At 65.0% G+C, this 20,800-nt stretch carries 16 protein-coding genes and 1 pseudogene; 9 read left to right on the forward strand and 8 right to left on the reverse strand.

Annotated elements, in window-relative coordinates; translation table 11 throughout:
- Nucleotides 1-128: 128 nt before the first annotated feature.
- Nucleotides 129-818, reverse strand: coding sequence for a Crp/Fnr family transcriptional regulator (locus ACVW17_RS09135; RefSeq protein WP_456798937.1), 690 nt, complete (start codon nucleotides 816-818; stop codon nucleotides 129-131).
- A 607-nt stretch (nucleotides 819-1,425) separates the two neighbouring features.
- Here ACVW17_RS09135 and ACVW17_RS09140 point away from each other — a divergent pair.
- The 6 genes from ACVW17_RS09140 (at nucleotide 1,426) to ACVW17_RS09165 (ending at nucleotide 8,268) form a co-directional block, all read left to right on the forward strand.
- The gene (locus tag ACVW17_RS09140; protein ID WP_456751574.1) at nucleotides 1,426-3,024 is read left to right on the forward strand and encodes a flagellin N-terminal helical domain-containing protein; all 1,599 of its coding nucleotides are present in this window, start codon (nucleotides 1,426-1,428) and stop codon (nucleotides 3,022-3,024) included.
- 379 nt (nucleotides 3,025-3,403) lie between these two features.
- A complete protein-coding gene (locus ACVW17_RS09145; RefSeq protein WP_456752996.1) occupies nucleotides 3,404-6,133 on the forward strand; it encodes a hybrid sensor histidine kinase/response regulator in 2,730 nt (909 codons plus the stop codon).
- Between the two features lie 13 nt (nucleotides 6,134-6,146).
- A complete protein-coding gene (locus ACVW17_RS09150) occupies nucleotides 6,147-6,620 on the forward strand; it encodes a chemotaxis protein CheW (RefSeq protein ID WP_456751576.1) in 474 nt (157 codons plus the stop codon).
- 44 nt (nucleotides 6,621-6,664) lie between these two features.
- The gene (locus ACVW17_RS09155; protein WP_456751577.1) at nucleotides 6,665-7,054 is read left to right on the forward strand and encodes a response regulator; all 390 of its coding nucleotides are present in this window, start codon (nucleotides 6,665-6,667) and stop codon (nucleotides 7,052-7,054) included.
- A gap of 35 nt (nucleotides 7,055-7,089) precedes the next feature.
- Nucleotides 7,090-7,947 (forward strand): CheR family methyltransferase, encoded by an 858-nt coding sequence (locus ACVW17_RS09160; protein WP_456797041.1) that lies wholly within the window; start codon nucleotides 7,090-7,092, stop codon nucleotides 7,945-7,947.
- A gap of 3 nt (nucleotides 7,948-7,950) precedes the next feature.
- Nucleotides 7,951-8,268, forward strand: a complete 318-nt coding sequence (locus tag ACVW17_RS09165) for a PilZ domain-containing protein (RefSeq protein WP_212023244.1) — start codon at nucleotides 7,951-7,953, stop codon at nucleotides 8,266-8,268.
- 88 nt (nucleotides 8,269-8,356) lie between these two features.
- Here the strand turns inward: ACVW17_RS09165 and ACVW17_RS09170 are convergent, their stop codons facing one another.
- Nucleotides 8,357-8,665: a hypothetical protein gene (locus tag ACVW17_RS09170; RefSeq protein ID WP_456751579.1), complete on the reverse strand. Its 309-nt coding sequence runs from the start codon at nucleotides 8,663-8,665 to the stop codon at nucleotides 8,357-8,359.
- Between the two features lie 152 nt (nucleotides 8,666-8,817).
- On the opposite strand from ACVW17_RS09170, the gene ACVW17_RS09175 reads away from it, so the two are divergent.
- The 3 genes from ACVW17_RS09175 (at nucleotide 8,818) to ACVW17_RS09185 (ending at nucleotide 12,211) form a co-directional block, all read left to right on the forward strand.
- Entirely contained in the window at nucleotides 8,818-9,450 is a 633-nt protein-coding gene (locus ACVW17_RS09175) for a response regulator transcription factor (RefSeq protein WP_456751580.1), read from the forward strand.
- 185 nt (nucleotides 9,451-9,635) lie between these two features.
- Nucleotides 9,636-11,375, forward strand: coding sequence for an L-arabinonate dehydratase (gene araD, locus ACVW17_RS09180; protein ID WP_456751581.1), 1,740 nt, complete (start codon nucleotides 9,636-9,638; stop codon nucleotides 11,373-11,375).
- Nucleotides 11,376-11,491: 116 nt separating this feature from the next.
- Nucleotides 11,492-12,211, forward strand: coding sequence for a ribonuclease activity regulator RraA (locus ACVW17_RS09185; RefSeq protein ID WP_456751582.1), 720 nt, complete (start codon nucleotides 11,492-11,494; stop codon nucleotides 12,209-12,211).
- 171 nt (nucleotides 12,212-12,382) lie between these two features.
- Here ACVW17_RS09185 and ACVW17_RS09190 read toward each other — a convergent pair whose 3' ends face one another.
- The 6 genes and pseudogenes from ACVW17_RS09190 to ACVW17_RS09215 form a co-directional block, all read right to left on the reverse strand.
- On the reverse strand, nucleotides 12,383-14,491 hold the full coding sequence (locus tag ACVW17_RS09190; RefSeq protein WP_456751583.1) for a S9 family peptidase: 2,109 nt from the start codon (nucleotides 14,489-14,491) through the stop codon (nucleotides 12,383-12,385).
- Nucleotides 14,492-14,684: 193 nt separating this feature from the next.
- A complete protein-coding gene (locus tag ACVW17_RS09195; RefSeq protein WP_456797042.1) occupies nucleotides 14,685-16,400 on the reverse strand; it encodes an ABC transporter permease in 1,716 nt (571 codons plus the stop codon).
- Between the two features lie 325 nt (nucleotides 16,401-16,725).
- A complete protein-coding gene (locus tag ACVW17_RS09200) occupies nucleotides 16,726-17,778 on the reverse strand; it encodes an ABC transporter ATP-binding protein (RefSeq protein ID WP_456756382.1) in 1,053 nt (350 codons plus the stop codon).
- Between the two features lie 277 nt (nucleotides 17,779-18,055).
- Nucleotides 18,056-18,356 (reverse strand): annotated as a pseudogene (locus tag ACVW17_RS09205) (GIY-YIG nuclease family protein).
- Nucleotides 18,357-18,631: 275 nt separating this feature from the next.
- On the reverse strand, nucleotides 18,632-19,816 hold the full coding sequence (locus tag ACVW17_RS09210) for a pyridoxal-phosphate-dependent aminotransferase family protein (RefSeq protein ID WP_456751585.1): 1,185 nt from the start codon (nucleotides 19,814-19,816) through the stop codon (nucleotides 18,632-18,634).
- A 132-nt stretch (nucleotides 19,817-19,948) separates the two neighbouring features.
- Nucleotides 19,949-20,782, reverse strand: coding sequence for an LssY C-terminal domain-containing protein (locus ACVW17_RS09215; RefSeq protein WP_456751586.1), 834 nt, complete (start codon nucleotides 20,780-20,782; stop codon nucleotides 19,949-19,951).
- Nucleotides 20,783-20,800 lie beyond the last annotated feature (18 nt).

Below are 20,800 nucleotides of genomic sequence, written 5' to 3' on the forward strand. Positions count from 1 at the left end.
AGCTTGTCTCTGGTCACCAGGGCTGATGCGTGCAGCTGGACGTCCTTGCAACTTATTCTGGCACGTCTCGGTTCCAATGGAAACATATCTTGGTTCCATAAGGAACATGCCAATCGCCGCAGGCGGCGTTATCCGCGGCCGGAATCGTCCGGTCCGATCAATTGTTCGGCGTGCGCCTTGACGGCCGCATAGCACTCACACGCGGCCTTCCGCAGACCGTCGATATCGGTGATTTCGATATGACCGCGGCTGTAGCGCAAGATGCCGGCCTGCTGGAACCCATGCGCGACGATCGAAACCGCGTTGCGCCGCACGCCGATCATCTGGGCCAGCATCTCTTGGGTCAACGGCAATGCCTCGCTGCCGCACAGATCGCGCGCACGCAGCAGCCAGCGTGACAGCCGTGCTTCCACCGGATGCGAGACGTTGCATGCCACCGATTGCTGCGTCTGCGCCATCAGCGCCTGCTCGTAGAGCGCGACCAGGGTCCGGAAATCCGCGCTGTGATCTGCCGCCTCGCGGAAGTCCTCCGCTCTCAGCATCGAGGCCGTGCCCGGCACCACGACGATCGCGTCGGCGAGCAGCGGCCGGTCATGCAGGGCGGCGGATGCGCCGACGATGCCGTCGCGACCGATGGTTGCAATCTCAACAGATTGCCCGTCGGACAGATTGACCATCATCGAGACCAGGCCGCCATGCGGGAAGTAGACCCGCTGCACCGGTGCCCCGGCTTCGGCGAGTACCGCTTCCTTGGTGAGGTCGACCGTTTCGAGAAAGGGATGAAGTTGCGCGTACTCCGCGGAGGGAAGTGCTTGCAACAGACGATTGGGCGGGGACGATACCGCAGACATTGGAGCTCCTGCCGAGGGCGGGAGCACTATGGTCTCGCATCACCTACTCTTGGCGCGTGGTCAGCGACCATAGCTTGCCTGTTTAATTGCACAAGGGTTGTGGTGCGAACCTCAGAGGTTGTGGCGCGAACCTTATACCCGCTAGGAGGCAGACGGTCCGCGTCGCATCGGCCTCTGCGGCAGTCGTCGATTCGATCGACAGGCGTCGCGGACGATAGGGTTGCGGCATTGTCTCGCATTTGTTGATTTTCATTAACTCTTATGCGTGTCCGATCACGCATCGACATGATTGCGATTGCGGCATTCGACGCGTCCGATCGGCGGCGCCGGGATTCTGCAAGTTACGCAAATGCGAGGACAAATTCGTCGTCGCGAGGCGGATCCGGCGGCGGATATGCGCCGCTCCGCGCAACGCTACATCGTCACACCGTAGAATTACCGGCAAGGCCATTCTGGGTATTTGTACGGAGCAGCCCTTTAACGAACGGGTAGCGCGGACGGACCAGTGTGGCAGCGGTCGCCGTGCGAAATTTACGGCGTCGCGTCAATCGTGTTCATCCAGAAGGGTATCAGTATGTCCGGCATCGTCCTCTCGGCATCGGTTCGTCAAAATCTGCTTTCGCTGCAGTCGACGGCCGATCTGCTCGCCACCACGCAGAACCGCTTGTCCACCGGCAAGAAGGTCAACACCGCTCTCGACAATCCGACCAACTTCTTCACGGCGCAGTCGCTCGACAACCGCGCCAGCGACATCAACAACCTGCTGGACGGCATCGGCAACGGCGTGCAGGTGCTGCAGGCCGCCAACACCGGCATCACCTCGCTGCAGAAGCTCGTCGACAGCGCCAAGTCGGTCGCCAACCAGGCCCTGCAGGCTGCAGTCGGCTATTCCGCGAAGTCGCAGGTGACGACCGCCGTGATCACCGGCGCCACCACCGACGATATCCGCGGCACCGCCACCTACAGCAGCGCCACCCTCGCTGGTTCGGTCGTCAACAACAATCTCACGACTCCCGCGCCGATCACGGCTGCGACCAAGCTCGTGAGTGCGACCAACTCCGATACCCTGGCGGCGACCCCGACCGGTGTGATCAACGTCAACGGCAAGACGATCTCGTTCTCGACCTCGCAGACCACGTCGACGACCGACTCGGCCGGCAACGTGACCCTCGGCACCGGCGCGGGCAGCACCCTGACGGTCGGCGACCTGCTCACCGCGATCGACGGCATCACCGGTGCGACCACCGCCTCCACCGTGTCGGCTGGCGCGCTCCAGATCAGCACCGGCATCAACCAGGATCTCAACATCTCCGGCGCGGGACTGGCTGCCTTCGGTCTTACCGCCGGAACCACGGCACGCACCGTCGCAACGCCGTCGCCGCTCAACGGCCTGACGCTGACGATCGGTGCGACCGGTAACGGCACCGCCACCAACATCACATTCGGCAGCGGTGCGGGCCAGGTGAAGTCGCTCAACGACCTGAACAACGCCCTGTCGGCCAACAACCTGCAGGCGTCGCTCAGCGCCAGCGGTGCGCTCACCATCAGCACCACCAACGATGCTGCCTCCGCGACCATCGGCACGATCGGTGGCACGGCAGCGGCCTCCGGCAAGCTGTTCAACGGCCTCGCGGGCAGCGCCCCGGTGCAGGATCCGAACGGGCTCGCCAACCGCGCCAACCTGGTCAACCAGTACAACAACATCCTGGATCAGATCACCACGACTGCCCAGGACGCGTCGTACAACGGCATCAACCTGCTCAATGGCGACCAGCTCAAGCTGACCTTCAACGAGACGGGCTCCTCGACGCTGAAGATCCAGGGCGTGACCTTCGACGCCTCCGGCCTCAACCTCACCAAGCTGGTGGCCGGCACGGACTTCATCGACAACGCCTCGGCCAATGCCACGCTGAAGACGCTGAACAACGCCAGCGGCCTGCTGCGCACCCAGGCTTCGACCCTCGGTTCGAACCTGTCGATCGTGCAGATCCGCCAGGACTTCTCGAAGAACCTGATCAACGTGCTGCAGACCGGCTCGTCGAACCTGACGCTGGCCGACACCAACGAGGAAGCGGCCAACAGCCAGGCGCTGTCGACCCGCCAGTCGATCGCGGTGTCCGCGCTGGCGCTGGCCAACCAGTCGCAGCAGAGCGTTCTGCAGCTGCTCCGCTAAGCGTAGCCGCAACAGACAACTGGTATCGAGGCGGCGGAGGAAACTCCGCCGCCTTTGTTTTAGCCGCGCTTAACCATCCCGCCGGCTTCAACCAGCAGGCGATCGCGTTTGATGCCGGCGAATGTCGGCGCCGCAAACGTTTCGCTCGGCTTAGCGGGACCGTGATTCCATTTGATTCAAATTGCGATGACCGGTGGAACGGGCTCTTTCCCGTCGGGGTGGTAAGGGCCTGTCCGGTGAGATTGGTCGTGATGTGCATCGTCGCTTGAAGCGCTTCATCGTCCGTATTTGCACGGACGGCAAAATTAACGTCGCTGTGAAGCCGGCCAAGTTATCGATGCGAGGCGAGCGTTCCGTAGCACCTTGAGGGGACCTATTCATGGACGATCTGTTGCGCGAGTTCCTGACGGAGAGCAGCGAGAGCCTGGATACGGTCGACAACCAGCTGGTGCAGTTCGAGCAGGATCCGAACAACGCAAAGATCCTGGATAATATCTTCCGCCTTGTGCACACCATCAAGGGGACCTGCGGCTTCCTCGGACTGCCGCGGCTGGAAGCGCTGGCGCATGCCGGCGAGACCTTGATGGGCAAATTCCGCGACGGCATGCCGGTGAAGGCCGAAGCCGTGACGCTGATCCTGTCCTCGATCGACCGCATCAAGGAGATTCTGGCCGGGCTCGAGGCAACCGAAGCCGAGCCTGAAGGCAATGACCGCGACCTGATCGATCAGCTCGAGGCCATGGTCGATCGCGGCATGGCCGCAATGGCGGCTGCTGATGTCGCCGAAGAAGATGTGCCGGTGGTCGACGCCCCGTCGGTGCAGGCGGCAATGACCGAAGGCACGCTGGTGGTGCAGACGCTGGAGCGCCCCTTGCGTCCGGGCGAGGTCTCGCTCGACGAGCTCGAGCGCGCCTTCCGCGAGACCGAGACCGAAGTGACTGCACCCGCATCGGCGCCGGTTGCCAAGCCGGTGGCCGCGGCACCTGTCGCCGAGCCCGCGGAAGCCGCAAAGAAGCCGGCCCGCAAGGCGGCCGCCGAGACCGACGTCCAGGAAGGCGACAAGATCGCCAACCAGTCGATCCGGGTCAATGTCGACACCCTCGAACATTTGATGACCATGGTCTCCGAGCTGGTCTTGACCCGCAACCAGCTGCTGGAGATTAGCAGGCGCAACGAGGACACCGAGTTCAAGGTGCCGCTGCAGCGGCTCTCCAACGTCACCGCCGAGCTGCAGGAGGGCGTCATGAAGACGCGGATGCAGCCGATCGGCAATGCCTGGCAGAAGCTGCCGCGCATCGTCCGCGACCTCTCCGGCGAACTCGGCAAGCAGATCGAGCTGGAGATGCACGGCGCCGACACCGAGCTCGACCGCCAGGTGCTCGACCTGATCAAGGATCCGCTGACGCACATGGTGCGCAACTCCGCCGACCATGGGCTGGAGACCACCGCCGAGCGCCTCGCCGCCGGCAAGCCGGAGCAGGGCACCATTCGCCTCTCCGCCTATCACGAAGGCGGCCACATCATCATCTGCATCGCCGACAATGGCAGAGGCCTCAACACCGAGCGGATCAAGGCCAAGGCGCTCCAGAACGGCCTCGTCACCGAGGCCGAGCTCGAGAAGATGACCGAAGCCCAGATCCACAAGTTCATCTTCGCGCCGGGCTTCTCGACCGCAGCGCAGGTGACCTCGGTGTCCGGCCGCGGCGTCGGCATGGACGTGGTGCGCACCAATATCGACCAGATCGGCGGCACCATCGACATCAAGAGCGTGGCCGGCGAGGGCGCCAGTGTTACCATCAAGATCCCGCTGACCTTGGCGATCGTCTCCGCGCTGATCGTCGAAGCCGGCGGCGACCGTTTTGCGATCCCGCAGCTCTCCGTGGTCGAGCTGGTGCGGGCCCGCGCCAACTCCGAGCACCGCATCGAGCGGATCAAGGACACCGCGGTCCTGCGGCTGCGCAACAAGCTCTTGCCGCTGATCCATCTCAAGAAGCTGCTGAAGATCGACGACGGCGCCACCACGTCAGATGCCGAGAACGGCTTCATCGTGGTCACGCAAGTCGGCAGCCAGACCTTCGGCATCGTGGTCGACGGCGTGTTCCACACCGAGGAGATCGTGGTCAAGCCGATGTCCACCAAACTGCGGCACATCGACATGTTCTCCGGCAACACCATTTTGGGCGATGGCGCCGTGATCATGATCATCGACCCCAACGGAATTGCCAAGGCCTTGGGCGCCTCCGGTTCCTCGGCCCATGACATGGCCGACGACAGCGCCAATGCCCACGCCGCAAGCGGCGAGCAGCTGACTTCGCTGCTGGTGTTCCGCGCCGGCTCCTCGCAGCCCAAGGCGGTGCCGCTCGGCCTCGTCACGCGGCTGGAGGAGATCGCAACCGACAAGATCGAGCTCAGCAACGGCCGCTACATGGTGCAGTACCGCGAGCAGCTGATGCCGCTGGTGCAGATGGCCGGGGTCGAGGTGCAGAGCCAGGGCGCGCAGCCGATCCTGGTGTTCGCCGATGACGGCCGCTCGATGGGGCTCGTGGTCGACGAGATCATCGACATCGTCGAGGAGCGGCTCAATATCGAGGTCGCCGGCTCCCAGGACGGCATTCTGGGCTCGGCCGTGATCAAGGGCCAGGCCACCGAGGTAATCGACGTCGGCCACTTCCTGCCGATGGCGTTCGCCGACTGGTTCTCGCGCAAGGAGATGCGCCCGTCGGCCTCGGCACAGTCGGTGCTGCTGGTCGACGACTCGGCGTTCTTCCGCAACATGCTGGCGCCGGTCTTGAAGGCCGCCGGCTACAAGGTCAGGACCGCGCCGAATGCCCAGGAGGGCCTTGCCGCGCTGCGCTCGGGGCAGGCGTTCGACGTCGTGCTGACCGATATCGAGATGCCCGAGATGAACGGTTTTGAGTTCGCCGAGAACATCCGATCTGACCACAATCTGAACCAGCTGCCGATCATCGCGCTGTCGGCGATGGTGTCTCCGGCGGCGATCGAGCGCGGCCGGCAGGCCGGCTTCCACGACTACGTGGCAAAATTCGACCGTCCCGGGCTGATCGCGGCGCTGAAAGAGCAGACCGCCGAGATGCGGCGGGCCGCTTGAGGGAAACACACCAATGACCAGCAAGACCGAGACAACTGAAGGCGCGGTCGCCGAATACGTCACCGCCGTCATCGGCGGCCAGCTGTTCGGACTGCCGATCTCGCGCGTCCAGGACGTGTTCATGCCGGAGCGGCTGACGCGGGTGCCGCTGTCGTCCAGCGAGATCGCCGGCGTGCTCAACCTGCGCGGCCGCATCGTCACCGTGGTCGACATGCGCGCCCGGCTCGGGCTGCCGAAGGCCGATGACGGCCAGCCGCCGATGGCGGTCGGCGTCGACCAGCGCGGCGAATCCTATGGCCTGCTGATCGACCAGATCGGCGAGGTGCTGCGGCTGCCCGATGACGGCCGCGAGGACAATCCGGTCAACCTCGATCCCCGCATGGCCAAGCTCGCCGGCGGCGTCCACCGCCTCGACGGCCAGCTCATGGTCGTCCTCGATGTCGATCGCGTGCTCGAACTGGTGCCCAAAACAGCTGCTGCAGCGTAACGCTCCGCCGCACAGACGGCGGATTCTACAAAGGAGGCCAACCCATGAAGACATGTCTTGTCGTCGACGATTCCGGTGTGGTGCGAAAGATCGCGCGCCGCATCCTCGAAGGAATGGAGTTCACCGTCATCGAGGCCGAGGACGGCGCGGTCGCGCTCGAGGCCTGCAAGCGCGCCCTGCCGGACGCCGTGCTGCTCGACTGGAACATGCCGGTGATGGACGGCTTCGAATTCCTCGTGCAGCTCCGCCGCATGCCCGGCGGTGACGCACCGAAAGTGGTGTTCTGCACCACCGAGAACGGCATCGACCATATCTCGCGCGCGCTGCATGCCGGCGCCAATGAGTACATCATGAAGCCGTTCGACAAGGACATCGTGATCGCGAAATTCCAGGAAGTGGGTCTGCTGGCGCTCGATGCGTCGGCCGAAGCCTGACACCCAGTTTCACTCTTTGCCCTTGCGAGGCTCCCGTGACGCCCCCCGACTACGAGTATCTGCGTAAGCTCCTGAAAGACCATTCCGGTCTCGATCTGTCTGCGGACAAGCAGTATCTGATCGAGAGCCGCCTGTTGCCGCTGGCGCGCAAGAGCGGCCTGTCCGGCATCCCCGACCTGGTCGCCAAGATCCGGGCCGGCTCGTCCACCCACACCGTCCAGGTGGTCGAAGCCATGACCACCAACGAGACCTTCTTCTTCCGCGACAAGGTGCCGTTCGACCATTTCCGCGACACCATCATGCCCGACGTGCTGAAGGCGCGCGCCGCGCGCCGCAGCGTCCGGATCTGGTGCGCCGCCGGTTCGACCGGCCAGGAGCCCTATTCGCTTGCGATGTGCCTGAAGGAGATGGGCGCCGCGCTCGCGGGCTGGCGGGTCGAGATCATCGCGACCGATCTGTCGCAGGAGGTGCTGGAGAAATCGAAGGCCGGCATCTACAGCCAGTTCGAGGTGCAGCGCGGGTTGCCGATCCAGCTGCTGGTCAAATACTTCAAGCAGTCGGGTGAGCTCTGGCAGATCAATGCGGAGTTGCGCTCGATGGTGCAGCATCGTCAGCTCAATCTGCTGCACGATTTCTCCCAGCTCGGCACCTTCGACGTGATCTTCTGCCGCAACGTGCTGATCTATTTCGACCAGGACACCAAGATCAACATCTTCAACCGCCTTGCCCGGCAGATGGAGGCCGACGGCTTCCTGGTGCTCGGCGCCGCCGAAACCGTGGTCGGTCTCACCGACACGTTCAAGCCGATACCCGAGCGCCGTGGCCTGTACCGCCCGAGCGACGTGCGCCCGGCGCTTGCGATGCCGAGGCCGGCCATGGCGGTCGGATATTGAGCGATGACCGAGGACGGCAAATCCGTTGAGCGGGTCACCTTCAGCCGGGGCGTCGATGTCTGCATCATGGCCATCGACGGAACCTGGCGGCGCGATTGCCAGCTCAACGCCATCTCCGACAACGACGCGTCGCTGACGGTCGAGGGTTCCATTCAGGGGCTCAATCTGAAGGAGTTCTTCCTGCTGCTGTCCTCGACCGGGCTTGCCTATCGCCGCTGCGAGCTGGTCCGCGTCAACGGCACCGAGATGGACATCAGCTTCCTCAAGGGCAAGCCGAGCAAGCGGCGCTCGGCCGCCGACGAAGAGCGGGCCAGAGCCTGACGCTCAAGGCCTGACCCTCAAGAAGACATGATCCGGGCTTGGGGACGACTTTACGCGATGCCACGAAGCGGCGCTGGCCGGCCCGGCATCAGTTCAGGAGGCGTCTCGGCACGCCTGAATCGCGCAGCCGGTCGAGTGCCGCGCCAAGGCCGGTGCCGCTGGCCTTTAGGGCGGTCGAGGCTGCGACATAGCGCGGGGTGACGTCGTCAAGGACGACGATATCGGCAGCACCGTCCTGCTCGGCCAGCAGGGCCTCGCGCGCCATCGCGGCTTCGATCAGCCGCAGGCTCGCCTGGACGTGGCCGATCAGCGCGACCAGCTCGGTCACGATCAGATTGTAGGGATCACTGCCCTCGTCCAGGCACATTGCAACGCCGTCCACCGCTGCATTTTCCATGCATGTTTCTCCACTGCCCCCGGTTTTAGGGAACGCGGTGCTACTTGTGCGTTAAGCGGACGTCCCGTACAAATACGGGTCCATTGATCGAGATGGTCGAGTTAGGTCTTGTGCAGACTGGCAGCACGCTTCACCACTGATGGACGATGCATATGGTTGAGAATGGCGCTCCTCGCGGGGAAATCTTTGTAGTCGACGACGATCCCGCCGTCCGCGAGACGCTTTCCGTGGTCCTGTCGACCGCCGGCTACAAGGTGATCTGCTTTGCGGACGGTGCAGCGCTGCTCGCGGTGGCGCGCAGCCGGACCCCGGCCTGCATCCTGCTCGACGTCCACATTCCCGGCAAATCCGGCCTCGATATCCTGCGGGAGCTGCACGGCGAGGACTACCCGGCGCCGATCTTCATGATCTCCGGTCAGGGCGACATTCAGATGGCGGTCAGCGCCATCAAGAACGGCGCGCTCGATTTCATCGAGAAGCCGTTCCGCGGCAATGAGATCGTCAGCCGCTTGAATGAGGCGATCGACGCCTACACCAGGCGGCAGGCCGAGACCTCGGCCTCGCGCATCGCCGCGCTGCACTTCCCGGGCCGCGAGCCGCTGACCCGCCGCGAGCGCGAGGTGCTCGAGCAATTCACCGCCGGCGCCTCCAACAAGGAGGCGGGACGCCATCTCGGCATCAGCCCGCGCACGATCGAAGATCACCGCGCCAACATCATGAAGAAGCTCGGTGCGCGCAACGCCGCCGATCTGGTTCGCATCGTGATGACGGCGCAGCAGAAGTAAGCCCAAGCCGGTTTTGCCCTGATTGTCATATCGCCGAGTTTGTGCAGCGCACGTTCGGCGAACGGCACGTCTGCGCCTGGCGCGGGACGACACCTCCGGAAATCCTGTATATGCGTGGCGCAGGGCCTACGCGCGCCGTGACCGCGCGCGAGCACAGTCGAGACACATGGCATCGAGACATGGCGATGACGAAACAGAACAAGACCCCGGATCAATTGCGCAGCGCACGCTGGTTTGCGCCCGACGATCTCAGAGCCTTCGGACATCGTTCGCGCGCGATGCAGATGGGCTACGCGCCGGAGGAATGGCGCGACCGGCCGGTGATCGCGATCATCAACACCTGGTCGGACGCGCAGCCCTGCCACATGCACTTCAAGAGCCGGGTCGACGACGTCAAGCGTGGCGTGCTGATGGCCGGCGGCTTTCCGCTGGAGCTGCCGGCGCTGTCGCTGTCGGAATCGCTGTTGAAGCCGACCACGATGCTCTACCGCAACATGCTGGCGATGGATGCCGAGGAGCTGCTGCGCGGCCATCCGGTCGACGGCGTGGTGCTGATGGGCGGCTGCGACAAGACCACGCCAGGGCTCTTGCTCGGCGCTACCAGCATGAACCTGCCGGCGATCTATCTGCCGGCGGGGCCGATGTTGCGCGGCAACTGGAAGGGCAAGACGCTCGGCTCCGGCTCGGATGCCTGGAAGTACTGGGACGAGCGGCGTGCGGGGAAGATCTCCGACAAGGACTGGGTCGACATGGAGGCCGGCATCGCCCGCAGCTACGGCACCTGCATGACCATGGGCACGGCCTCGACCATGACCGCGATCGCCGAAGCCATCGGCATGACGCTGCCGGGTGCTTCGTCGATCCCCGCCGCCGACGCCAACCACATCCGCATGAGCTCCGAGGCCGGCCGCCGCATCGTCGAGATGGTGTGGGAGGATCTCACCCCGCAGAAGGTCCAGAGCCGCAAAGCCTTCGAGAACGCGATCGCGGTCGCGATGGCGATGGGCTGCTCGACCAACGCCATCATTCACCTCATTGCGCAGGCGCGCCGCGCCGGCCAGGACATCTCGCTCGATGATTTCGAGATCGCGAGCCGCAAGGTGCCGGTGATCGCCAATGTGCGGCCGAGCGGCGACCACTATCTGATGGAGGATTTCTTCTACGCCGGCGGACTGCCCGGCCTGATGAACCGGATCAAGCCGCATCTGCATCTCGATTGCATGACCGTCACAGGCAAGACGCTCGGCGAGAACATCGACGGCGCCGAGGTCCACAATGACGACGTGATCCGGACGGTCGAGAACCCGATCTACAAGGAGGGTGCGCTCGCGGTGCTGAAGGGCAATCTCGCGCCCGACGGTTGCGTCATCAAGCCGTCCGCCTGCGATCCGCGCTTCCTCAAGCATACCGGGCCGGCGCTGGTGTTCGACGATTATCCGTCGATGAAGCAGGCGGTCGACGATCCCGATCTCGACGTCACGGCCGATCATGTCCTGATCCTGCGCAATGCCGGGCCGCAGGGCGGCCCGGGGATGCCGGAATGGGGCATGCTGCCGATCCCGACCAAGCTCGTGAAGCAGGGCGTGCGCGACATGGTGCGGCTGTCGGATGCGCGGATGAGCGGCACCAGCTATGGCGCCTGCATCCTGCACGTCTCGCCGGAATCCTATATCGGCGGCCCGCTCGCGCTGGTGAAGAACGGCGACCGCATCACGCTCGACGTCGCTGCCCGCATCATCAATCTCGATGTGCCCGAGGCGGAACTCGCCAGGCGCCGCGCCGAATGGAAGCAGCCGGAGAAGCGCTTCGAGCGCGGCTATGGCTGGATGTTCTCCAAGCACATCAAGCAGGCCAATGAGGGCTGCGACTTCGATTTCCTCGAGACCGGGTTCGGCAAGCCGGTCGGCGAGCCGTCGATCTACTGAACCGTCGTTCCGGGGCATGCGAAGCATGAACCCGGAACCCATTTCTCCACGGCGCATGCGGCTCGATGGATTCCGGGCTCGCGCTGCGCGCGCCCCGGAATGACGAAGGAGCACCCATGCCAAAACTCAGCGACGCCACCCGCAACAGGCTGAAATCCGTCTCCACCGCCACCGTCGCGACCGCGCTGTTCAAGCGCGGCTTGCGCATCCAGATGATCCAGGATGTTCACCCTCTCGGTCCGGATCAGCCGACCATGGTCGGCGAGGCCTTCACGCTGCGCTACATGCCGGCGCGCGAAGACCTCAATACGATCGAGGTGTTCCGCGACCGCGCGCATCCGCAGCGCAAGGCGATCGAAGACTGCCCGCCGGGCGCGGTGCTTGTCATGGACAGCCGCAAGGATGCGCGCGCAGCCTCTGCCGGCGCGATCCTGGTGACGCGGCTGATGAAGCGCGGCTGTGCCGGCGTCGTCACCGATGGCGGCTTCCGCGATTCGGCCGAGATCGCGCGGCTCGGCTTCCCCGCGTTTCATCACCGCCCGAGCGCGCCGACCAATCTGACCCTGCACCAGGCGATCGAGATCAACGTGCCGATCGGCTGCGGCGACGCGCCGGTGTTTCCCGGCGACGTGATCCTCGGCGACAGCGACGGCGTCATCGTGATTCCGGCGCATCTCGCCGACGAGATCGCGGCCGAGACCTTCGAGATGACCGCGTTCGAGGATTTCGTCACCGAGCAGGTCCAGAACGGCCGCGGCATCTTCGGTCTTTATCCCGCGACCGACGAGCAGACGCTGACGGATTTTGCGGCGTGGCGGAAGGCGAAGGGACGGTAGACGCCGCCGCACCCTCCGCCGTCGTCCCGGCGAAGGCCGGGACCCATACCGCGTGATCTATCGAGCGCGGAGGTCGCGGTACCACAGCACGCAACAGGCGGTCTTCACCAAACTCCTCCCTGTGGTTATGGGTCCTGGCCTTCGCCAGGACGACGATGGGAGGGACCTTTGTTACACCTCCGCCCTCTCAGCCATTCCCACCGCCCACAGTGCGAACGCGTAGACGATCGCGACCTCGTCGAGCCGGTTGAAGCGGCCGGAGGCGCCGCCGTGGCCGGCGCCCATGTTGGTGCGCAGCAAGACCGGGCCGCCGCCGCGCATGGTGGCGCGCAGCCGCGCGATCCATTTCGCCGGCTCCCAATAGGTCACGCGCGGGTCGGTGAGCCCGCCCATCGCCAGGATCGCCGGATAATCCTTCGCTGCGACATTGTCGTAGGGCGAATAGGACAGGATGGTGCGGAAATCCGTCTCGCTCTCGATCGGGTTGCCCCATTCCGGCCATTCCGGCGGCGTCAGCGGCAGCGTGTCGTCGAGCATGGTGTTGAGCACGTCGACGAACGGCACCTCGGCGACGATACCGGCAAACAGTTCGCCGGCGCGGTTGGCGACCGCGCCCATCAGCATGCCGCCCGCCGAGCCGCCATGGCCGACGATGCGTTTCTCGCCGGTGTACTTCGCCGCGATCAGCGCCCGCCCGGCGGCGGCGAAATCGTCGAACGTATTGGTCTTCTTCTCGCGCTTGCCGTCGAGATACCAGCCCCAGCCCTTGTCGGCGCCGCCGCGGATATGCGCGATCGCATAGACGAAGCCGCGGTCGACCAGCGACAGCCGGTTCGCCGCAAACGACGCCGGCATCGCCATGCCGTAGGAGCCGTAGCCATAGAGCAGCAGCGGCGCCTTGCCGTCGCGCACGAAATCCTTGCGATGCAGGATCGAGACCGGCACCTGCGCGCCGTCATGCGAGGTCGCCATGATGCGCGTGGTGACATAATCCGCCGGGTTGTGGCCGGACGGAATCTCCTGGCGCTTGCGCAACACCCGTGTCCGCGTCGCCATGTCGTAGTCGTAGACCTCCGACGGCGTCGTCATCGACGAATAGGCAAAGCGCAGATTGGTGGTGTCGAACTCGTAGCCGCCCATGGTGTCGAGCGAATAGGCCGCCTCGTCGAAGGCGATGGCGTGCTCCTCGCCCGTCCTGAGGTCGCGGATGATGATCGCCGGCAGCGCGTTGGCGCGCTCCAGCCGCACCATGTGGCCGGCATAGAGCTCGACGTCGAGCACATAAACACCTTCTCGATAAGGGATCAGGTCGCGCCAGTTGGCGCGCTCGGGCGTGGCGAGCGGCGCGGTGACGACCTTGAAGTCGATGGCGTCGTCGGCATTGGTCAGGATGAACAGCTCGTCGCCGCGGTCGGCGATCGAATATTGCACACCGTCCTCGCGCGCCGCGACCAGGCGCGGCGGTGCGTCGGGATTGGAAAGGTCGATCAGCCGCTGCTCCGAGGTTTCGTGATCACCGCCGGCGATCACGCAGAAGCGGCCGCTGGCGCTCTCGTGCAGATGGGTGAACCAGCCGGGATCCTGCTCCTCATAGATCAGGGTGTCGTCGGCCTGCCTGGTGCCGAGCCTGTGGCGCCACACCTGCATCGGCCGGTGATTGTCGTCGAGCTTGACGTAGAAGAAGCTCTTGGAATCTGAGGCCCAGACCACGCCGCCGTCGGTCTCCTCGACGAGGTCGTCGAGATCGCCGCCGGTGGCCCAGTCGCGCACGCGGATCGAGAAATACTCGGAGCCCTTGGTGTCGGCACTCCAGGCATGCAGCCGGTGGTCGTTGGAATGCCGGCTGCCGCCGAACTTGAAGTATTTGTGGTCCTTTGCCAGCGCGTCGCCGTCGAGCACGACATGCGCCTCGCCGCCGTCGCGCGGCGTGCGGCAGTACAGCTCGTGCTGACCGCCCTCGCGGAATTTCCTGAAATAGGCGAACGGGCCGTCCGGCGACGGAACGCTGGAATCATCCTCCTTGATCCGCCCGCGCATCTCCTTGACCAGTCGCTTCTGCAACGCGTCGGTATGGCCGAGCAGGCTGTCGGTGTAGCCGTTCTCGGCTTCGAGATAATTCCGGATATCGGGATCGAGGATCGAGGGATCGCGCAGCACCTCCTGCCACTTCGGATCCTTGATCCACGCGTAGTCGTCGGTCACCGTGATGCCGTGGGTGGTGAAGGAATGCGGCCGGCGCGGCGCGACGGGGGGCGGTGTCGTGGTGGCGGATTTGGTCACTCGATCCTCATAATGCGGGGTTCCGCACTATATCGGGATGAATGTGGCGATTGCCAGATGGTTGGGGCTCATTGGGTTGCTGCGCTCCATCCCCGTCATTGCGAGCGGAGCGAAGCAATCCATCCTTCCCCGAATGGATAGATGGATTGCTTCGTCGCTTCGCTCCTCGCAATGACGATGTGGATGGATCGAACTACCCGTTCCGCAGCTTAGCACCCGCATTGCCGCCGGACATCGGGATCCGGTTCACCGCCAGCACCACGGCGAAGGTGATCACCAGCATCGCGATGCCGAGCACCGCGATCGCGGCGAGGTCGCCGCCTTCGTTGAGATCGTAGATCAGGACCGACAGCACCTTCGTCTGCGAGGTGAACAGCACGATCGCGGCCGACAGTTCCCGCATCACGCCGATGAAGATGAAGCACCAGGTCGCGATCACGCCGGTGCGCAGCAGCGGCGCCGTGATCTGGCGCAGCGCCTGCAGCCGCGTCGCGCCGAGGATGCGGCTGGCTTCCTCGAGCTCGGGATGAATGGTCGCGAATGCCGCCTGCAATTGCTGGTAGGCCGAGGGCAGATTGATGGTGAGGAACGCCAGCAGCAGGATCCACAGCGTGCCGTAGAGCACGAAGGGCGGTCGCGTGTAGCTCAGGAACAGCCCGACGCCGAGCACGATGCCGGGCACCGCGACCGGCGCGGTGGCGAGGAAGCCGAGCACACGGTGGCCGGCGATCACCCTGCGCGTCGTGACATAGGCGATCACCAGCGCAAGAATGGTGCCCATGGTCGCGGTCGCGGTGCCGAGAATGACGGTGTTCTTCAGCGCGAGCTGGGTCGACGACAGTTCGGTGAACACGAAGACGATGTTGTGCAGCGTCGCCGTGGACGGCGTCACCAGCGTGGTGGCGTTCGGCGAGAACGCGGCGTTGAGCAGCGCGAGATAGGGCAGGAAGACCGGATTGAGCAGCACCAGCAGGCAGAAGCCGAGCGCGGCCCAGCGCCAGCCGCGCAGTTCCACGCGTCGCGGCGCGCCATATTTGCCACCGATCACCGAATAGCCGCGGCGGCCGAGCAGCGCCTTCTGGCCCTGCAACAGCAGGATGGTCAGCACCAGCAGCGGCACCGCGGCGGCGGCCGCGAGTTCGAGCTTCGGCGGATACTGGAACAGGCTCCAGATCTTGGTGGTCATGGTGTGGAAGCCGGCCGGCAGCGCCAGGATCGCGGGCGAGCCGAACAGCGTCATTGCCTGCAGGAAGGCGATCAGTGCGCCTGCGACCAGCGCAGGCAGCGCGAGCGGAATCGTCACCCGCCGCGCGGTGGTCCAGGCATTGCCGCCGAGGATCGCTGAGGCGTCTTCCAGCTCGCCCGGCATGGTGTCGAGCGCATTGGCCACCAGCACGAATACGAACGGGAAGGTGTAGCAGGAGATCACGAAGATGATCCCGGTCATCGAGTAGATGTTGAACAGCGCATCGGCGTCTTCGCCGGCGAACAGCCGGTAGAGCTGGTTCAGGAGCCCCGAATTCGGCGCCGCCAGCAATTCCCAGGCGACCGCGCCGAGGAACGGCGGCGTCACGAACGAGGCCGTCACCAGCGCGCGGATGGTCTGCCGGCCCGGCATGTCGGTGCGCGACACCAGCCAGCTCAGCGGCGCAGCGACGATGCAGCAGATCAGCGCCGAGGCGGTGGCGATGACGGCGGTGGTCAGCAGCGGATCGAGGAAATCGGGATTGCTGAACAGCGTGACGAAGTTTGCAAGCGTCGGATGCCGGTTCTTGTCGGTGAAGGCGAATACCGCGAGCCAGGACAGCGGCAGCAGGATGAGGAGGATCAGCACCGCGGCGAACAGCCATAGCACCGGACGTGTCCAGTCGATGCGGGGTTTGGGGGATAGGGAGGTGGTGGTCGTCATGTCAAGACTCCCTCCCCGTCATTCCGGGGCATCGCGAAGCGATGAGCCCGGAATCCATCGGGCCACAGGCGCAAGCTCAGAAATGGATTCCGGGCTCGCGCTGCGCGCGCCCCGGAATGACGAGGGTGGGTATGGCGCGACCTCATGGCTCACACCCGAAACAACCGCGCATCGCGCGTCTTGCTCTCTTCGGTCACGTAATTGCCCTCGGCCTGGGCGGCACGCGCCGGCGAGGCGAACACCGTGCCGGCGGCAAGTGCCGCAGAGCCTTTAGGACATCGCGCGTGGAAAGCGGTCTGCGCATCGCCTCGCCCGTTTCTTGTTGTTATCGCTTGAGCGCGCGGCAGCGCTCGGGAGGCAATGTCAGCCAGACCTCGCGGCCCTTCTCGACGGCGGTCTCCGTCGGCGTGGTCACCCGCAGCGAGGTGCCGTCAGCGGTTTCCACCATGGTGTCGCGGTTCATGCCGAGATAGACCTGGCGTGTCACGACGGCCTTGAGCGTGTTTGGCGCGGCGGCGGGCGGGCGCGTCGAGAGCTGGATCTCATGCTGGCGGATCGCGATCGGCGCGCTCTGGCCAGCGGTTAATTTTGCGCCGACCACCTCGAGCACGGCACCCGCGAACTCGACATGGGTCGCGTCGCGCGCGATACCCCTGATCACATTGGCGGCGCCGATGAAGCGCGCGACGAATTCGGATTCCGGCCGCGCATAGATGTCTTCGGGGCTGCCGAGCTGGTCGATCTTGCCGGCATTCATCACCGCGATCAGGTCGGCCGTCGTCATCGCCTCGGACTGGTCGTGGGTGACGTAGACGGTGGTGTAGCGATATTGGTCATGCAGGCGACGGATTTCGAACCGCATCTCCTCGCGCAGATTGGCGTCGAGATTGGACAGGGGCTCGTCGAGCAGCAGCGTCTCCGGGCCGACGATCAGCGCACGCGCCAGCGCGACGCGTTGCTGCTGGCCGCCGGACAGTTCGCCGGGATAGCGCTGCGCCAGCGGTTCCAACTTGGTCGTCGCCAGGATCGCGGCGAGTTTCTTGGCGATGCTGTCGCGATCCAGTTTGCGCAGTCGCAAACCATAGACGATGTTCTCGGCCACCGTCATGTGCGGCCACAGCGCGTAGCTCTGGAAGATCATCGACATGTTGCGCTGCTCGGGCGGCAGCGTGCGGGCCTTCGAGGACACCACGCGGTCGCCGACGCGGATCTCGCCGTCCGATGGTTCGAGGAAGCCCGCGATCAGCCGCAGCGTCGTGGTCTTGCCGCAGCCGGACGGCCCGAGCAGGCAGACCAGCTGGCCGTGATCAATCTTGAGCGAGACGTCATCAACCGCGACGAACGATCCAAACCGCTTGACCAGGCCGCGCAATCCCACCGATGCCAAGCGATCCCTCCATTTTATTGTGCTGCAGGGATCAGTGCCCGGCTGTTGCCGGCAGTAAAGCGGAAATCCGCGGCGCCGAAAAGTGGAAGTGCCTGCTCAATAAGTCGTGGCTAGGCCTTGTTGCGTCTCCCTCGGCCCGTCATCCTGAGGAGCCGCGCAACGCGCGGCGTCTCGAAGGATGCACGGCCCGGATATCCCGGCGTACTCCGATTCACTCGCCGCGGGAGCGTGGCCGTCGATCCTTCGAGACGGCCGCTCTGCGGCCTCCTCAGGATGACGGGGAAGCAGTTGCGCTGCGACGACGCGCCAGTTGGCTGATTGTGTCCCAATCCGATTTGATCAGCGCTTCTTTCTTCGCCCGGTTCCAGCCCTTGATCTGGCGCTCCGCAGCGATGCCGTCGGTGATACGGTCGAAATACTCCGACCAGACGAGAACCACCGGCCGGCGATTGTAGGTGTAGCCGGGGAACGCACCCGCATTGTGCTGTTCGATGCGCGGCGTGAGATCGTCGCCCGTTGCACTGCCGACAGTTGTCGGCGCAGCGAAGCATGTAGACGTAGATGCCCATGGCGTTGGTTCTGGCTCGCGTACGCTTGAATCAAGCATACGTCGCGACGGCCAAGTAGCAAGCACGCGTTGGATGCCTCTTGTCACATCGTGAAAGACGTCCCGTCATCCTGAGGAGCGCGCGCTTGCGCGCGTCTCGAAGGATGCACGGCCCGGATATCCCGGCGTACTCCGATTCGCTCGCGGCGTCAGCCGGGCCGTCGATCCTTCGAGACGGCCGCTCCGCGGCCTCCTCAGGATGACGGGTTTGAGATGCGAGTCATCGATCCCTTGGCCTTACGCCTTCACGTTCTCGCCGAGCCATTGGATGGCGGCGTCGGCGCCGGCCTTGCCGTGCGGGATGTTCAGCGCGGTGAGTGCGACCTCGATGACGCCGAGCGTGCCGAGGATCATCGGCGCGTTGACGTGGCCCATATGCGCGATGCGGAAGGCCTGGCCCTGCAGATCGCCGATGCCGGTGCCGAGCACCACGCCGCATTTCTCCTTGGCGTAGCGCTGGATCGCGGCGGGGTCGGCGCCCTTCACGGTCACCGTCGTCACCGTGTTGGAGCGCTCGGTGGGCTCGGCGATGTTGAAGCCGAGCACCTGGCCCTCGCCCCAGACCGCAACCGCGCGGCGCACCGCTTCGCCGAGCAGGCGGTGCCGTTCGAAGGCGTTCTCCAGGCCTTCGGCGTGCAGCATGTTGATCGCCTCGCGCAAGGCGAACAACAGATGCACCGGCGCGGTGCCGGCATATTTGCGGTAGTGCTCAGAGCCTTCGCGCTCGGTCCAGTCCCAATAGGGCGTGCGCAGATCGGCCTTCTTGTGCGCGTCCCAGGCGCGGTCGCTGGCGGCGACGAAGCCGAGGCCGGGCGGCGTCATCAGGCCCTTCTGCGAGCCAGACATCGCGACGTCGACATACCATTTGTCCATCTCGAACGGCATGCAGCCGAGCGAGGCGACGGTGTCGACCATGAACAGTGCGGGATGGCCGGCGGCCTTGATCGCCCTGCCGATCGCCTCGATGTCGTTATAGGCGCCGGAGGCAGTATCGACCTGCACCGCGAGGATCGCCTTGATCGCGTGCTCCTTGTCGCGCCGCAGCCGCTCCTCGACCTCGGCCGGGCGGATCGCGCGGCGCCAGTCGCCCTTCAGCACCTCGACATCGGCGCCCATCGCGGCCGCGGCCTGGCCCCAGCCGATCGCGAAGCGCCCGCTTTCGAGCACCAGCACCTTGTCGCCGCGCGACAGCACGTTGGAGAGCGTGGCTTCCCAGGCGCCGTGGCCGTTGGCGATGTAGATGTAGGACTTGCCTTTGGTCGCGAACAGGTTCGAGAGATCGCGCAGCAGGCCGTCGGTCAGTTCGAGCATCTCGCTGGAGTAGATGTCGAGCGCTGGGCGGTGCATCGCCTGCAGCACCTGATCGGGCATCGTGGTGGGCCCGGGGATGGCCAGAAATTCCCGGCCCGCGCGAACGGTCATCGTCCTGTTCCTTTTGGGTAAAGCAACGCAAATCATGCGTGTGAGGGGTCGAGCGGGGACAATATTCCATTGCGGCTTCGATTGCGAGCCGGACGGAGCAATCCAGCATTTCCAAAACCGGGTAGCAGCGGCCTATTTGCCGATCGACTCCACGACCGCGCGCCAGATCTGGTCCTTGAATTCGGTCGCGGCGGGACTCGGGATCTGCGCGACCGCGCCGTGGTTCTTATTGCAGGCCTCGACCAGCCGCAGCACCCAGATCTCGCCATCGGTGTAATAGAGATCGCCGCCGCCATTGCGGCCGTTGAAGGTCGGACCGATGCCGGTCACCTGATATTTCGCGGTGACCATGCCGGCGGACTCGAGGTCGGTGGCGAGCAGCGCACGCTCGGCGTCCAGGTCGGGTCCGATATGATGGGTCACCGCGCCGGTGTAATGGCTGACGCCGACGCTGCGGTCGAGCGTCGCGGCACCGAGCCACACCGGGCGCTTCTCCTGACCCTGGTCGAGCACGCGCCAGAACCGGACATGGTTGCGGCGATCGGCGCTCGATCCGACCGGCCGCTCGAAGGCGAGGTCCTCGCGGCGGCCGAGATAGAACAGGCTGCTCACCGGCGCATCCTTGTAGGGGCGATCGAGCAGCACGCTTCCGACGATCTCGATCGAGGATTTCAGTGTCACCGGATCGGCCGGAAACCAGCCGGCCTCGTGCATGGCGCAGACCACGTCCCTGGTGTCGCCGATCAGCCCGACATTCATCGGATCGCCGGGAATGCCCTGCGCGGTACGCGTCACCATCGGCAGATTGGCAAGGCCCTTCTGGTGCTCGTAATGCGTCCACAGCGCCGGCAGCACCAGATAGGCCGCGATCAGATAGATGACCAGCACGAACAGCAGCAGCATCTGCGCTTGCCGGAGGCGGCTGCGCCGCTGCGTGGAAGGTGGATCGATCTCGACGTCGGTCACGGCACACGCTTCCGGATC

Source organism: Bradyrhizobium sp. USDA 4473 (assembly GCF_054063335.1).